The 13,301-nt window shown below is 64.3% G+C and carries 16 protein-coding genes; 4 read left to right on the top strand and 12 right to left on the bottom strand.

Annotated features, from left to right (window positions below):
- Positions 1-30: 30 nt before the first annotated feature.
- From AC04PH_RS11480 to AC04PH_RS11465, 4 genes are read left to right on the top strand one after another with little or no spacing between them, the layout of a single operon-like run.
- Entirely contained in the window at positions 31-249 is a 219-nt protein-coding gene (locus tag AC04PH_RS11480; RefSeq protein ID WP_483065872.1) for a twin-arginine translocase TatA/TatE family subunit, read from the top strand.
- A gap of 40 nt (positions 250-289) precedes the next feature.
- A complete protein-coding gene (tatB, locus tag AC04PH_RS11475; RefSeq protein WP_483065871.1) occupies positions 290-844 on the top strand; it encodes a Sec-independent protein translocase protein TatB in 555 nt (184 codons plus the stop codon).
- Positions 841-1,845, top strand: coding sequence for a twin-arginine translocase subunit TatC (gene tatC / locus AC04PH_RS11470; RefSeq protein ID WP_483065870.1), 1,005 nt, complete (start codon positions 841-843; stop codon positions 1,843-1,845). Before tatB ends, tatC begins: the two co-directional genes overlap by 4 nt.
- Positions 1,842-2,684 (top strand): ATP-binding protein, encoded by an 843-nt coding sequence (locus AC04PH_RS11465; RefSeq protein WP_483065869.1) that lies wholly within the window; start codon positions 1,842-1,844, stop codon positions 2,682-2,684. Before tatC ends, AC04PH_RS11465 begins: the two co-directional genes overlap by 4 nt.
- A gap of 78 nt (positions 2,685-2,762) precedes the next feature.
- On the opposite strand, the gene AC04PH_RS11460 is transcribed toward AC04PH_RS11465, so the two are convergent.
- The 12 genes from AC04PH_RS11460 to AC04PH_RS11405 all read right to left on the bottom strand — a co-directional run bounded on the left by AC04PH_RS11460 (position 2,763) and on the right by AC04PH_RS11405 (position 13,188).
- Positions 2,763-3,920, bottom strand: a complete 1,158-nt coding sequence (locus AC04PH_RS11460; RefSeq protein WP_483065868.1) for a peptidoglycan DD-metalloendopeptidase family protein — start codon at positions 3,918-3,920, stop codon at positions 2,763-2,765.
- A 66-nt stretch (positions 3,921-3,986) separates the two neighbouring features.
- Positions 3,987-4,628, bottom strand: a complete 642-nt coding sequence (locus AC04PH_RS11455; protein ID WP_483065867.1) for a protein-L-isoaspartate(D-aspartate) O-methyltransferase — start codon at positions 4,626-4,628, stop codon at positions 3,987-3,989.
- A complete protein-coding gene (gene surE / locus AC04PH_RS11450) occupies positions 4,625-5,410 on the bottom strand; it encodes a 5'/3'-nucleotidase SurE (protein WP_483065866.1) in 786 nt (261 codons plus the stop codon). The genes AC04PH_RS11455 and surE overlap by 4 nt, the downstream gene beginning before the upstream one ends.
- A gap of 111 nt (positions 5,411-5,521) precedes the next feature.
- Positions 5,522-6,175 (bottom strand): SDR family NAD(P)-dependent oxidoreductase, encoded by a 654-nt coding sequence (locus AC04PH_RS11445; RefSeq protein WP_483065865.1) that lies wholly within the window; start codon positions 6,173-6,175, stop codon positions 5,522-5,524.
- A gap of 32 nt (positions 6,176-6,207) precedes the next feature.
- Positions 6,208-7,188, bottom strand: coding sequence for a mechanosensitive ion channel family protein (locus AC04PH_RS11440; protein WP_483065864.1), 981 nt, complete (start codon positions 7,186-7,188; stop codon positions 6,208-6,210).
- Positions 7,189-7,254: 66 nt separating this feature from the next.
- Positions 7,255-7,560, bottom strand: coding sequence for a hypothetical protein (locus AC04PH_RS11435; protein ID WP_483065863.1), 306 nt, complete (start codon positions 7,558-7,560; stop codon positions 7,255-7,257).
- A 123-nt stretch (positions 7,561-7,683) separates the two neighbouring features.
- Entirely contained in the window at positions 7,684-9,141 is a 1,458-nt protein-coding gene (gene purF, locus AC04PH_RS11430) for an amidophosphoribosyltransferase (protein ID WP_483065862.1), read from the bottom strand.
- Positions 9,142-9,278: 137 nt separating this feature from the next.
- Positions 9,279-9,827 (bottom strand): GFA family protein, encoded by a 549-nt coding sequence (locus AC04PH_RS11425; RefSeq protein WP_483065861.1) that lies wholly within the window; start codon positions 9,825-9,827, stop codon positions 9,279-9,281.
- Between the two features lie 21 nt (positions 9,828-9,848).
- On the bottom strand, positions 9,849-10,409 hold the full coding sequence (locus AC04PH_RS11420; protein WP_483065860.1) for a CvpA family protein: 561 nt from the start codon (positions 10,407-10,409) through the stop codon (positions 9,849-9,851).
- A gap of 30 nt (positions 10,410-10,439) precedes the next feature.
- On the bottom strand, positions 10,440-11,807 hold the full coding sequence (gene radA, locus AC04PH_RS11415; protein WP_483065859.1) for a DNA repair protein RadA: 1,368 nt from the start codon (positions 11,805-11,807) through the stop codon (positions 10,440-10,442).
- Between the two features lie 20 nt (positions 11,808-11,827).
- Complete coding sequence (locus AC04PH_RS11410) at positions 11,828-12,286, bottom strand: paraquat-inducible protein A (RefSeq protein ID WP_483065858.1); 459 nt, start codon at positions 12,284-12,286, stop codon at positions 11,828-11,830.
- 59 nt (positions 12,287-12,345) lie between these two features.
- Entirely contained in the window at positions 12,346-13,188 is an 843-nt protein-coding gene (locus AC04PH_RS11405) for a DNA repair protein (protein ID WP_483065857.1), read from the bottom strand.
- Positions 13,189-13,301: the final 113 nt, after the last annotated feature.

Here is a 13,301-nt window from a genome sequence, read left to right as displayed (position 1 = left end):
CGTATGCGGCCCCTGTGACGGAGACTTCACATGTTGAACAATATCGGCCTGCCTGGCCTTCTTTTGATTGCGGTCGTCGTGCTGGTGCTGTTCGGGCGCGGCAAGATTTCATCGCTCATGGGCGAGGTCGGCAAGGGCATCACCGCGTTCAAGCGCGGCGTGGACGACAGCAAGAAAGAGCTCGACGACAGCTTTGCCGACGCCCGCGACGTGACGCCGGAAAACGAGACCGACAAAGACAAGGTCTGAACGCCGCACCGCGCTTTCGGCAAGATAGGATGATCCGCTGATGTTTGGCATGGGCTGGAGCGAAATGATGCTCGTGGGCATCGTGGCCCTGATCGTGATCGGGCCAAAGGACCTGCCGGGCCTGTTCCACCAGATGGGACAGTTCGCCGGCAAGGCCCGCGGCATGGCGCGCGAGTTCACCAACGCGATGAACGACGCGGCCCGCGAAAGCGGCGTCAGCGACATTCAGAAAACGCTCAATGCGGCGGCCAATCCCAAGAAATTCGGCGTCGACAAGATTCGCGAGGCGACGGGCACGATGAAGCCCGGCGGCGCGACAGAGGCACTTTCTGCCGAACGTGCAGAGGCCAAGGCGAAATACGAGGCCGCCGCCGCCGATCTGGTGACGAAGCGGCAGGGGTTGAAGCCCGATCCCGAGGCCCCCGCAGCGCCTGCGGCAGCGAAAACAGCGGCAGCAAAGCCGAAAGCCGCCGCCAAGCCAAAAGCGGCAGCGAAGCCAAAAGCGGCTGCAAAGCCGAAGGCAGCGGCAAAACCCAAGGCGACGGCCAAGCCAAAGGCGAAGCCGGCCTCTGCACCCAGCGGGGATAAATCATGAGCGCCGCCGACGAGATCGAGGACAGCGCCGCCCCGTTGATCGAGCATCTGGCGGAATTGCGCACGCGGCTGATCTATTCTGTCATGGCGTTCCTTGCCATGATGATCCTGTGTTTTACCTTCGGCAGCGCGCTTCTGGATTTCCTGCTCGGTCCGATCGAACGGACCATGCGCGGCCTCGGCAACCCCAACCCTGTGATGCAGTACACCGCACCGCAGGAATACTTTTTCACCTTGATCCGGATTTCCGTAGTCGGCGGCCTGACGCTTGCCTTTCCGGTGATCGCCTATCAGCTGTGGCGGTTCGTGGCGCCGGGCCTCTATCGCAATGAAAAGAACGCCTTTCTGCCGTTCATCATAGCCTCGCCGATGCTTTTCGTGTTGGGCGCGGCATTCGCGCATTATATCGTCGTGCCTTTGGCGATGGCGTTTTTCCTGGGCTTCGCCGATCTGCCTTCCTTCGTTTCCGCGATCATGGCAGAGGCGGTGCCCGCGCCCGACGGCACGCTGTTGCTGCCGGGGGCCGAAGGCGGCGCGGCATTGCCGCCGCCGGCGATCACCGGACGCACCGAAGGCGTGGATATCGTCTTCAACGGCAAGGTGAACGAGACGCTGGACATCACGCTGAAGATGATCGTGGCCTTCGGCATCTGTTTCCAGCTTCCGGTGCTGCTGACGCTGATGGGGACTGCGGGGCTGGCAAGCTCGCGCGGGCTGCGGCGGGTGCGTAAATATGCGGTCGTGGGTATTCTGGTCGTGGCGGCCCTTGTGACACCGCCTGATGTGACGACACAGTTGATCCTGTTCGTGGTGGTGTACGGGCTCTACGAAATCTCGATTCATCTGGTGAAGGCGGTGGAACGGCGCAAGGACCGGCAGGCGCGCGCCGACGGTGTGATCGGCGAGGGCGAAAGCCTCTTCGACGATATGCCCGACGATGACTTCGACGACGAGGACCCGGAAGCGGTCGCCGACGCCGCAGAGGACGAGCCGCGCCAATGAGCGACGACGCGCTGGAACGGATCGCGGCGGCGCTGGACCGGCTGGCCCCGCCGCCGCAGCCCGCGCCTGACCTGAGCGCCGCGCCCGCCTTCGTCTGGCACACCGATCCAGACAGGCTGGTGCCGGTGGACAAGGTGAACCGCGTGGACGTATCGCTGCTGATCGGCGTCGACCGCGCGCGCGATACGCTGCTGAAGAATACCGAACAGTTCGCGCGCGGCTTGCCCGCCAACAACGCGCTTTTGTGGGGCGCGCGGGGCATGGGAAAGTCCAGCCTTGTGAAGGCGATACACGGCGCACTTCAGGCAACGCATGAAGATCTGAAAATTGTCGAGGTCCAGCGCGAGGACCTGCCCAGCATCACCCGCTGTCTTGACATCCTGCGCGGCGCGCCGCAGCGGTTCATCCTGTTTTGCGATGACCTGTCGTTCAGCCATGACGACGCGCATTACAAATCGCTCAAGGCTGTGTTGGACGGCGGGATCGAGGGGCGGCCGGAGAACGTCGTGCTTTACGCCACGTCCAACCGCCGCCACCTGATGCCCCGCGACATGATCGAGAACGAACGCTCCACCGCGATTTCCCCGTCTGAGGCGGTGGAGGAAAAGGTGTCGCTGTCGGATCGTTTCGGGCTGTGGCTGGGCTTTCACCCCTGCGATCAGGATCAGTACCTGGCGATGATCCGGGGCTATTGCGATGCACACGGGGTGCAGATCGACGACGCAACCCTGCGGGCCGAGGCGATCGAATGGCAGGCCACGCGCGGATCGCGGTCGGGACGGGTGGCCTGGCAGTATTTTGTGGATTTGGCCGGGCGGTTGGGTGTGGCGGTCGGCTGAAGAGCCAGACCGTTCCAAAGCTACTGTCGGGACCGGCCAGAATTTTCGAAAATTCTGAGCAAAATCCTTGGAAGGATTTTAGGGCAGGAAGTCCGCCGGGTCGACAGATTGCAACCCGCGCCGCACCTCGAAGTGCAGGAAGCTGGGGTCGGCGTCCCGCACGCGGGCGATCTGCTGGCCGCGGCTGACGCGGTCGCCCTTGGCCACGGACAGCCCTTCAAGGTTGGTATAGACCGTCAGCAGGTTGTCGGCGTGTTTGATGACCACGATGGCGACGCCGCTGGTATCGGTCGTCACTGCGGCGACCTCGCCCGCGTCGGCGGCCTTGACGGCGGTGCCAGGGGGCACGCCGATGTCGATGCCTTCGTTCCGGCCCGCGGCATAGGCGCGGATGATCGTGCCCTGCACCGGATAGACCAGACGGGCGTTGTCGGCGGCAGGGGCCGGAGCCGGGGTGCCGATGTCCGGCGTGTCGGGTGCCGCAGGCGTGGCCTCCGGCGCGTCGGGGTTTTCGTCCGGTAGGGGGGCTGCGGCACTGGGCGGCACCGGCGTGACGGAGCCTGTACCGGGCTGTTCGACGACCGGTTGCGTTGGCGCGGGGGCAGGTGTCGCGCGTGCGCCCTGCGGAATGAGCAGGAATTGCCCCTCGCGTACCGTCAGTTCCGGCCCCAGCCCGTTCCAGCTTGCGATATCGCGCACCGGCACGTCGTAAAGCCGTGCCAGCGAGAATACCGTTTCGCCGCGCGCCACCTGGTGGCGCAGCGGTTCGGCCCCCGCTGGGGCGGTGGGGGTCACGCTGGCCTGCGGTGCGGCCACGGCGGTCTGCGGTCCTGCGCGGTCCAGCGCGGAGGTCGCGATAGCGGTCACGTCGAGCGGGCCGGTGGTGGCGGAGCCTGTCGCGGGCGAGGGTTCGGTCACGCGGCTGGGGAGGGCGATGATCTCGTCGCGGCGCAGGATCGTATCGGCGTTGATGCCGTTGTAGCGGGCCAGTTCGCCCGCGTTCAGCCCCAGACGCTGGGCGATGGCGGCGATGGTATCCTGATCGCGGGCCACGACGACCTGATAGGTGGGGTAGGAGATCACGCCGCGGTCGTCGGGCGCGGGGCGGTTGGGCAGGTTGGCCACCGCCTCGGAGGTATCGAAACCGTTGCCGATATCGCGCATGTCGAAATCGAAATCCGCACAGCCCGCCAGTAGCGCGGTCGTGGTCGTCAGCATCAGAAGGCGGGTCGCCATGGGTCTGCTCCTCGTCTGTGGCTTTGCGCGTCTTATCTGCACGCTTGCCTGAAATCCTGTTGCCCGTCAGTCCTGACCGATCCCTTCGAGCAGGGGCACAAAGCGCACGGGGCGCAATTCGTCGTAGTCGTAGCCGGTTTCCGTGCGCGTGACACGGATCAATGTCTGCACCGCATCGGACTGGCCGACCGGCAGGACCATGATACCGCCGACGCGCAGTTGCGCCAAGAGCGGGCTTGGCGGGTCCTCGGCGGCGGCGGTCAACAGGATCCGGTCGAACGGGGCCTGTTCGCGGTAGCCGTGGCTGCCGTCGGCGGTGAAGGTGGTGATGTTGGTCAGGCCCATCAGATCGAATGTCGCGCGCGCCTCTGCCACCAGCCGTTTGAACCGGTCGACGGTATAGACCCGGCGCGCCAGCAGCGACAGGATCGCAGCCTGATAGCCGGAGCCTGTCCCGATTTCGAGCACCTTGTGACGCGGCTGCACATCCAGCGCCTGCGTCATAAGCCCCACGACGGACGGCTGGCTGATCGTCTGGCCGCAGGAGATCGGCAGCGGCATGTCCTCGTAGGCGCGGTCGGCGAAGATGCCTTTGACAAAGGCCGCGCGGTCGATCTTTTCCATCGCCGTCAGCACCCGCGCCGCCGTCACCCCCTTGGAGCGCAGCGCAAAGAGGAACTGCATCTTGATGTCGGCGTCGGCGTTCACGCAAGCGCCCTTTGCAGATCGTCGAGCAGGTCGTGGGCGGTCAGGTCCACGCGCATCGGTGTGATGGAGGTATAGCCGTCCATGTTGGCCTGCGCGTCGGTGCCGGGCAGGGTGGGCGTGGTCTGGTCGCCGCCCTTGATCCAGAGGTATTTGCGCCCTGACGGGGCCTCGTGCGGGACGGTGGTGAAACGCGCGTCGCGGCGATAGCCCTGTGCCACGACCTTGTGGCCCTTCACCTCTGCCGCCGGGACAGGCGGAAAATTGACGTTGTAGAACACACGGTAATCGGCCTGATCCCAGACGCCGTTGTCGAGCAGGTTGCGGATCAGCGGTGCGCCATGCTCCGCCGCCGCCTCGAACGGGTTGTCGAGATGGGCGTTGCGCTTGCCATAGTATTGCGACAGCGCGATGGCGGGCACACCCTGCAGCGCGCATTCGATGGCGGCCCCGATGGTGCCCGAATAAAGCGTGTTTTCGGCGGCATTGTTGCCGCGGTTCACGCCGGACAGCACCAGATCGGGGCGGTTGTCGGCCATGATCTCGTAAAGCCCCGCCAGCACGCAATCGGCAGGCGATCCTTCGGCGGCGAAACGGCGGGGGCCGAATTCTGAGATCATCGTGGGTTTGGTGTAATTGATGCAGTGGCCGACGCCTGATTGTTCGAAGGCGGGTGCGACTGTCCAGACCTCGCCGCCGTCGCCCGCGATTTCGGTCGCGATGTCATGCAGGACCTTCAGTCCCGGCGCGTTGATCCCGTCGTCGTTGGTGATGAGAATGCGCATTGTGCCCCGCCTGTTGTTGCACCGTTCCTAAGCCAGCGTGGCAAGGGCGGCAAGCGATGCGGGGCGGGAATTGCCGGCTGTTGCGCGCGGGACTCTACCCCGGTGCGGCCGTCAGCCGGTGATCTGCGGCAAAAGGCGCTGTGCCTCGTCCTGTGGCGTGGCTAAGACGGTGCGGTCTTCACCGGGGAAGAACCGCGCGCGGGTGGCGGTGGGCATCGGATTGGGGCGCAAAATGGCGACGCGCGGACCGGTCTTGGCGGTCTCCTCCTGCCAGCTTTTGGCAAGTGCTGTCTGCGCGGATTTGGTGGCACCGTAGGCGCCGAAGAAAGGCTCTCCACCGCGCGGATCGTCGAAGAGCACGGCCTTGCCATCGGTGCCGAGCAGTGGCGTGAGATACCCGATCAGGCGCGCGGTTGCGCTGACGTTCACGTCCACCGACTTTTGCAAATCCTTGGGCGCGATATGTCCGGCGGGGGCCAGCGGGGCCGCGTGCACGGCGCAGTGCACCCAGAGATCCAGCTTTCCCCAGCGGTCGAAGATCGAGCGGCACAGCTGCTGCATCGCGGCCTCGGTGGTGATGTCCATCGGGGCCAGCGTGGTCTGGCCACCCGCTTTCTGGATGCGGTCGTCCAGCTCTTCCAATGCGCCGGTGGTGCGGCCCACGGCGACGATGTGGTGCGTGGCGGCAAGGGACTCTGCCAGTGCCGCGCCGAGGCCGCGCGATGCGCCGGTGACCAGTGCGATTTTGCTGTCTGTCTGTGTCATTATCAGCGCATCGCACCCTTGGTCGCGTCAGGTCAAGAGGCGTCTTGCCTGGCGCGCTTCTCCTCCGCCCGTTCGCGCAGTGCGTCGGCCATACGCCGTGGCTTGGGGTCGTCGCCGGTGCTGGGCCAGCCCTCGCGCTGCTTGGCGCGGTCGCCGTCGTGTTCGTCGGTCTGGTCGTGGAACAGGTGCACCTGCGTCGGGTAGGGCATGTCGATGCCGTCCTCGTCGAGCGCGATATAGACGGCCTGCAACACCTCGCCGAAGGTATGGATCTGGCTGGCGCGGTCGGATTTCGTCCACCAGCGCAGGCGGATGACGTTGGCGAAATCGCCCAGTTCGATGGGGATGGTTTCGGGCGCGGGGTCGTCCAGCACGCCTTCGACGCCCTTGGCGGCCTTGATCATCAGGGTGCGGGCCTTTTCCCAGTCGTCATTGCAGCCGACGCCGATGTCGTATTGCGATCGGCGCACATCGTAGGCCGTATTCACGATCACGCTGTCGGTGTAGATGTCGGCGTTCGGGATAACCACGCGGCGGCCGTCGTATGTCTTGATCAGGGTGGCGCGTGTCTCGATCCGCTCCACCGTGCCTTCGTGCCCGCCGGAGACGATCTGGTCGCCCACCTCGAACGGCTGGCGCAGCAGGATCAGGATACCGGCGAGCATGTTCTGCAGGATGTCCTTGAACGCGAAACCGATGGCGACGGAGCTGACGCCAAGGCCCGCGATCAGGTCACCGGGTGTCAGGGTCGGGGCCACGATGGTAACTGCCAGCATCACGCCGATGATGGTGATGGTCCAGCGCACGAGGCTGCCGCCGACATCCGCCAGAGACGGGCGGTCGCGTTTGCGAGCGGCGCGGCGGATTAGGGCGGAAACACCCTTTGCGACGAACCAGAACACCAGCAGCACGACAAGTGCGACAGCGATGTTGGGGAGCAGTTTGAACAGGCCGTCAAGCCAGGCATCCAGCTTGTCGAAAATCAGGCCGGGGTTGGCTTCGACGTCTTCCATGGTGTGATCCTTGCGCGTTGAAATTCAGGGTCAACGCGCAGGGCTTTGGGCGGTTCCGCAGGGTCGTCAGCCCGACGCGATCTGCAGGACATGGGCGGTACCGGCGGCATCGACCAGATGCACGGCGTCGTCGCCGATGGCGGCGATGGTCATGCCGAGCGTTTCGTCGCCCGGCGCAACGCTGACAATCGCACCGCTGTCCTGCCGCAGCAGGGCGGTGTTGCCGTCAGGCTTGCCAAAGATGCCGATCAGCGTCAGCCGGTCGAGTGGCAGTGCATCGGCGATCTGCGCGGTTTCGGCGACATTGGGCGGGGTCGGACCGGCGATCTCGAAAGACATCGTATCGTCGTCTTGGGTCACGGGCGTGGTCATGATTACCTTCGCATTTATGTGGAAGGCATCGTCTGATGCCGCGCCGCAGCATCGTAAAGTGTGGGTCAGTATTGACGCAGGGGCATGTGCAGAAAGGCGCGCATCGGCATTGGAAAGCCGGCGCTATTCCGCCGCTTCCTTTGCGCGGAAGCCCTGTTCGATCATGTCGGAGGGGGCGACAGGATACTCACCTGAAAAACAGGCGTCGCAATAGGCCGGATTGGCCGAATCGCGGCCCCGTGCTTCGCCCACGGCGCGGTAAAGCCCGTCGAGCGAGATGAACTTGAGACTGTCGACGCCCAGATGTTCGCGCATCTCGTCCTCCGACATGGTCGCGGCCAGCAGTTTTTCGCGCTGCGGCGTGTCGACGCCGTAAAAACAGGGCCATGCAGTGGGCGGGGACGCGATGCGGAAATGCACCTCTGCGGCACCGGCATCGAGGATCATGTCCTTGATCTTGCGGCTGGTGGTGCCGCGCACGACGCTGTCGTCGACAAGGATCACCCGCTTGCCGCGAATGAGCGCGCGGTTCACATTCAGCTTCAGCCGCACACCCATATTGCGGATCGATTCCGTGGGTTCGATGAAGGTGCGACCCATATACTGGTTGCGGATGATCCCCATGGCGTAGGGGATGCCGGATTCCAGTGCATAGCCGATGGCGGCGGGGGTGCCGCTGTCCGGGACGGGGCAGACCAGATCGGCTTCGACCGGGGCTTCCTTGGCCAATTCGCGGCCGATGTTTTCGCGCGTCTCGTACACCGACCGGCCGCCCAGCTGGCTGTCGGGGCGGCTGAAATAGACGTGCTCGAAGATGCAGAAGCGCGATTTCGCGGGGCGGAAGGGGAAATGACTTTCCACGCCCTTGGCGGTGATGACGACCATCTCGCCCGCCTTGATCTCGCGGACGAATTCCGCGCCGATGATGTCGAGCGCGCAGGTCTCTGACGCCAGTACCCAGCCGTCGCCGACCTGTCCCAGCACCAGCGGGCGCACGCCCAGCGGGTCGCGGCAGCCGATCAGTTTCGTGCGGGTCATGGCGACGACGGAAAACGCGCCCTCGACCTTGCGCAGCGCCTCTTCCATCCGGTCGGGGATGGTGCGGCCCATGGAGCGCGCCATGAGGTGAATGATGCACTCGGAATCGCTGGAGCTTTGGAAGATCGAGCCGCGCTCGATCAATTCGCGGCGCAGCGACATGGCGTTTGTGATATTGCCGTTGTGGGCGATGGCCGCACCGCCCATGGCGAATTCGCCGAAAAACGGTTGCACGTCGCGCATCGCGGTATGCGCCTTCGATCCAGCGGTGGAATAACGCACATGGCCGATCCCGATGCCGCCGGGCAGTGCCTCCATCATCGCGGCGTTGGTGAAGTTGTCACGGACCAGCCCCATACGGCGCTGCTGGTTGAAACCGGTGTCAGGGTGATGCGTGACGATGCCGCCCGCCTCTTGCCCGCGATGCTGCAGCGCATGTAGGCCGAGGGCCACGAAATTTGCCGCGTCCGCGACGCCGACGACGCCGAACACGCCGCATTCCTCGCGCAGTTTATCGTCGTCGAAGGGATGGGCGGGGGGCATGGCATGGGTCAAGAGTGGCAGCTCCGAGCGATTCCGATGTGTCCTTGGGGGTCATGTATCGGGTTCGGTCGGGACTGTCACGACAGGATGCGGGGCCGTTCGCCAAAAGCGCGCCGCGCTGTTGCATCTGATCCGGGTCAGCCGCCGGACACGTCGTCCAGCGATCGGGTGGCCGGAATTTGCGGCACCCGGAACCCCATCGCGATCCATGCCGTGAGCAGGCGGCGGAAGAAGCCGAAACTCTGCCGGTTCGCGTTCGGGATATCCGTCGGCAGTGCGCTGCGGTCGGGGTGGTTCACCGCCATGGTGCGCATCTGCGCGGGCGGGTGGGTGCCGTCGGGCCAGAGAGTCGCGAAGATGCTGAGCCAGTGCCCGTGCGAGAATTCCAGAAAGGCCGGCGTATTGCAGCAGGTCGCGACGACCCGGCGGGTCTTGGCTGTGGGTGACAGGCGGAATTCGGCGAGGTGTTCCGTGCCGGACAGAAACGACACACGGTCCTTGCGATACATCACGTAGGGCACGGTCTGGTGGTCCGTCATGATGGCGGGTGTGTCGCCGAACGTGGCGATCCGCGCCGCACCGGCACGACAGGAGGTGCAACAGCATTCCACGCTGGCAATCGGTGCGCCGGTCAGCTCAAACCGGGTCTGGCCGCAGGCGCAGCCGATGATCGTCGTCTCGGACATGCGCAAACTTTCCGTTGACTGTTACTGAGTGGCCGCGCCGCATTCACCGACAAGCTGTTCGTATTGCGTGGTGATCCAGCCCAGTGCCGCCTCGGGATCACGGTCCTCGATCTGGCCGGTGAACTGCTTGAACACGGCGGCCGAGCGGCTGTTTTCCACCATTTCGATCTGCTGGGACGACAGCACGGTCTGGTAGACGAAGAACGCCACCGCGACGAGCAGGATGCCCCGGAACACGCCGAACAGGAAGCCCAGGCCCTGATCCAGACCGCCGAGTGCGGAGCGTTGCACGAGGCTGGAAAAGAGCGGCGTGAAGATCGACACGACGACGAGTGCCACGGCGAAGACGGCGGCGAAGGCCGCGATGATCGACAATTCGCAGCTGTCACCGATGAAATCGCCCAGCACGGGGATCTGGCGGACCAGCGGCTGCACCTGATCGGCAAAGATGAACGCCAGAATCGTGGCTCCGATCCAGCCCGCGATCGCCATCGCCTCGCGCACGAGGCCGCGGCTGTAGGCCAGTAGGGCCGACAGCACGATGATGATGGCGACGACGCCGTCGATGATGGTAAAGTCCATGTTCGTCTTACTCCTGCCGCACCGGCAGGATCAGCTGCGCGGCCCGAAAATCTCTTCCACGAAACCGGCCAGATCGGTGGTCTGGCGCTGGTCTATCCCGTCCACGGCCACCTTCTTGTTCATCTGCGGCGTGATTGCGGAGGTAAAACCAAGTTTTTGCGCCTCTTTCAATCTATTTTCGGTCTGCACCACCGGGCGCAGCGCCCCCGATAGGCTGATTTCCCCGAAAACCACCGCTTCCTGTGGCAAGGCTGCATCTTCGCGGGCCGAAACGAGCGCCGCCGCCACGGCCAGATCGGCGGCGGGTTCGGAAATCCGCAGCCCGCCCGCGACGTTGAGGTAGACATCGAGCCCCGTGAACGGCACGCCGCAGCGCGATTCCAGCACCGCGAGGATCATCGCCAGCCGGCCGCCGTCCCAGCCCACGACGGACCGGCGCGGCTGGCTGTGGGGCGAGGGGGCGACGAGCGCCTGGATTTCGCACAGCATCGGGCGCGACCCTTCGATCCCCGCGAACACCACCGATCCGGGTGCGGGCGTGCCGCGATCCGACAGGAACAGGGCAGAAGGGTTCTTGACCTCCGCCAGACCCTTGCCCGTCATCTCGAACACGCCGATTTCGTCCGCCGGGCCAAAGCGGTTTTTCACAGCGCGCAGGATACGGAACTGATGGCCGCGCTCGCCCTCGAAATAGAGCACGGTATCGACCATGTGTTCGACGACGCGGGGGCCGGCGATGGCGCCTTCCTTGGTGACATGGCCAACCATGACGACGGCCATGTTCCGTTTCTTGGCGAAATTCGTCAGCTCATGCGCGGAGGAGCGGACCTGACTGACCGAACCGGGTGCGCTGTCGACGTTATCGGCCCACATCGTCTGAATGGAGTCGATGATCGCCAGATCGGGCTTTTCGTTTTCCAGCGTCGTCAGGATGTCGCGCAGGTTGGTTTCGGCGGCCAACATCACAGGGGATTTTTCCAGCCCAAGACGGCGCGCGCGCATCTGGACCTGAGCCGCCGATTCCTCGCCCGAGACATAGATCACCTTCAACCCGTTGCGGGCGAACCGGGCGGCGGCCTGCAACAGCAGGGTGGATTTGCCGATGCCCGGATCGCCGCCGACCAGCAGGGCAGAGGCTTCCACCAGACCGCCGCCCAGCACACGGTCGAGTTCGGCCACGCCCGAGAGCGTCCGTGGCGGGGCCTCTGTCTGGGTGGCCAGATCGGTAAGCGCGATGGATTTGCCGCGTTTGCCACCCAGCGATTTCTTGGACGGACCTGCGGCCAGCGGCACCTCTTCTACGATGGAGTTCCACGCGCCGCAGGCGTCGCATTTGCCCGACCACTTGCCGTGGGCCGCGCCGCATTCACTGCATTTGAAGTTGAGGTCTTTCGCCATGTTCCCCTTTTGTGCCAGTTTTAGGGGTTTGGCAACGATTGATTGTGTAACCTCATGGTCATCGCAGAAATGAAGAGGGAGGCCAGAATACATGCCGTGAACAGCCATAGGCCCCAAGCGATTTCCACGGTGCCGACGCCGACACCTTTCACCACAACGACATAGAGGGCGATCAGGAACACATCGGCCATGGCCAGCTTGCCCAGATAGGCCAGCACCGGGAGCGTCGATTCCTTGAGCAGGTCGAAATGCACCAGCGCCAGGCCGATGGTTTTCAGATAGGGCGCGAAGAGCGCGAAGACGGTGACCAGCAGCGCAAGGGCCACGTCACTGTCCCACAGGCTTTGCAGGCCGGAGATCACGCTGATTTCCGACAATCCGAAAAGCGGCAGCAGCCCTGCGCGCATCAACGGCGCGAACCATGCCAGCGGAAACAGCACCAGCAACGTCAGATTGAAGAAGCGCAGAAACGTCGGCATGTCAGGCCCCCGAGTGGCGGTCACCCTCACATGGGTGGCGGACGGTGCAACCTCAAGCCTTATTCGGCGGCCGGTTTCTTGGGCAGCTTGACGATATTGTCGTCCTTTGGCGGTGGCGACGCGTCGGCCACGGTCTCTGCCTCGGAGATGTCGTCGTCCAGATCGTCGTCATTCATTTCCTCGACGATCTCTTCGGGCTCATGCTCCAGGCTGTAGCCAAGGGCCGGCAGCGCGGCCTGCAACTGTTCATCGAGCTGGGCCAGTTGCGAGGCGACGATGCTTTCTTCAAGCTCTACCTGCTGCGCCCACTTGCGGATTTCGGTGCAGGCGTGCAGCGCCTCGACGATGCGTTCCTGCTGGCGTTCGGCGTCTTCCTGACGCTGGCGCAGGAAATCCTTGGCGCGGGCGACCTTGTCGTCGTTATAGACATCGGCCAGATGCCGGGCCTGCTGGCTCATCTGGGCGGCGACCTCCATCACCGCCGGTTCCAGCCGTTCCAGATCGGGGTGGTCACGCAAATAGGACAGACGCTCGCGCACCGCGTCGAATTCGGACGAGAGCGAGAACAGACCCGCGCGATCGGCGGTATGCACGACGTGATAGGCATGCGCGACATCCTCCATCCGCACCTGAAAGTTGCGGTGGCTCTGTTCCAGCGCGAGCACGCGGCGGCTTCCTGGGATGAAGAACAGGAGCGATCCGACCAATGCGGTGATCACAAGCTGCAGGTAATAACCCGCGTCGGGGAAGGTATATTCGCCGAAGGTCGCGCTGAGGCTGAACCACGGCGCATAGCCGAGTGCGGACAACGCGGTATAGCTCATGGCGAAGATGGCGATCACAGCGACCACGAAAAGCGCGACCGCGTGCAGCAGCCGCGTGAAGTTCTGGAGTCCTGTCAATCGCAAGGCCTGTTTCCCCCGTCGCGCTCACGTCAATCATAGGCTACGGCAGACTACGACAGTTCCCCAAGCGGAAAAACGCCGATTGGTTCCCCGTGAAATGCAAATCGGGA

The organism is Yoonia sp. KMU-150, assembly GCF_056858355.1.
Note: the sequence above shows the minus strand (reverse complement) of the source record. Positions and strands in the feature narration are given on the sequence as shown.

What these genes read in the sequence shown, in the direction of transcription:
- purF (WP_483065862.1), bottom strand. Translation starts at nt 9,141, where the DNA reads ATGCCCCCCGCCCATCCCTTCGACGACGATAAACTGCGCGAGGAATGC.
- AC04PH_RS11420 (WP_483065860.1), bottom strand. Translation starts at nt 10,409, where the DNA reads ATGGACTTTACCATCATCGACGGCGTCGTCGCCATCATCATCGTGCTG.
- AC04PH_RS11425 (WP_483065861.1), bottom strand. Translation starts at nt 9,827, where the DNA reads ATGTCCGAGACGACGATCATCGGCTGCGCCTGCGGCCAGACCCGGTTT.
- AC04PH_RS11445 (WP_483065865.1), bottom strand. Translation starts at nt 6,175, where the DNA reads ATGACACAGACAGACAGCAAAATCGCACTGGTCACCGGCGCATCGCGC.
- radA (WP_483065859.1), bottom strand. Translation starts at nt 11,807, where the DNA reads ATGGCGAAAGACCTCAACTTCAAATGCAGTGAATGCGGCGCGGCCCAC.
- surE (WP_483065866.1), bottom strand. Translation starts at nt 5,410, where the DNA reads ATGCGCATTCTCATCACCAACGACGACGGGATCAACGCGCCGGGACTG.
- AC04PH_RS11460 (WP_483065868.1), bottom strand. Translation starts at nt 3,920, where the DNA reads ATGGCGACCCGCCTTCTGATGCTGACGACCACGACCGCGCTACTGGCG.
- AC04PH_RS11435 (WP_483065863.1), bottom strand. Translation starts at nt 7,560, where the DNA reads ATGACCACGCCCGTGACCCAAGACGACGATACGATGTCTTTCGAGATC.
- AC04PH_RS11480 (WP_483065872.1), top strand. Translation starts at nt 31, where the DNA reads ATGTTGAACAATATCGGCCTGCCTGGCCTTCTTTTGATTGCGGTCGTC.
- AC04PH_RS11440 (WP_483065864.1), bottom strand. Translation starts at nt 7,188, where the DNA reads ATGGAAGACGTCGAAGCCAACCCCGGCCTGATTTTCGACAAGCTGGAT.
- AC04PH_RS11465 (WP_483065869.1), top strand. Translation starts at nt 1,842, where the DNA reads ATGAGCGACGACGCGCTGGAACGGATCGCGGCGGCGCTGGACCGGCTG.
- AC04PH_RS11410 (WP_483065858.1), bottom strand. Translation starts at nt 12,286, where the DNA reads ATGCCGACGTTTCTGCGCTTCTTCAATCTGACGTTGCTGGTGCTGTTT.
- tatB (WP_483065871.1), top strand. Translation starts at nt 290, where the DNA reads ATGTTTGGCATGGGCTGGAGCGAAATGATGCTCGTGGGCATCGTGGCC.
- tatC (WP_483065870.1), top strand. Translation starts at nt 841, where the DNA reads ATGAGCGCCGCCGACGAGATCGAGGACAGCGCCGCCCCGTTGATCGAG.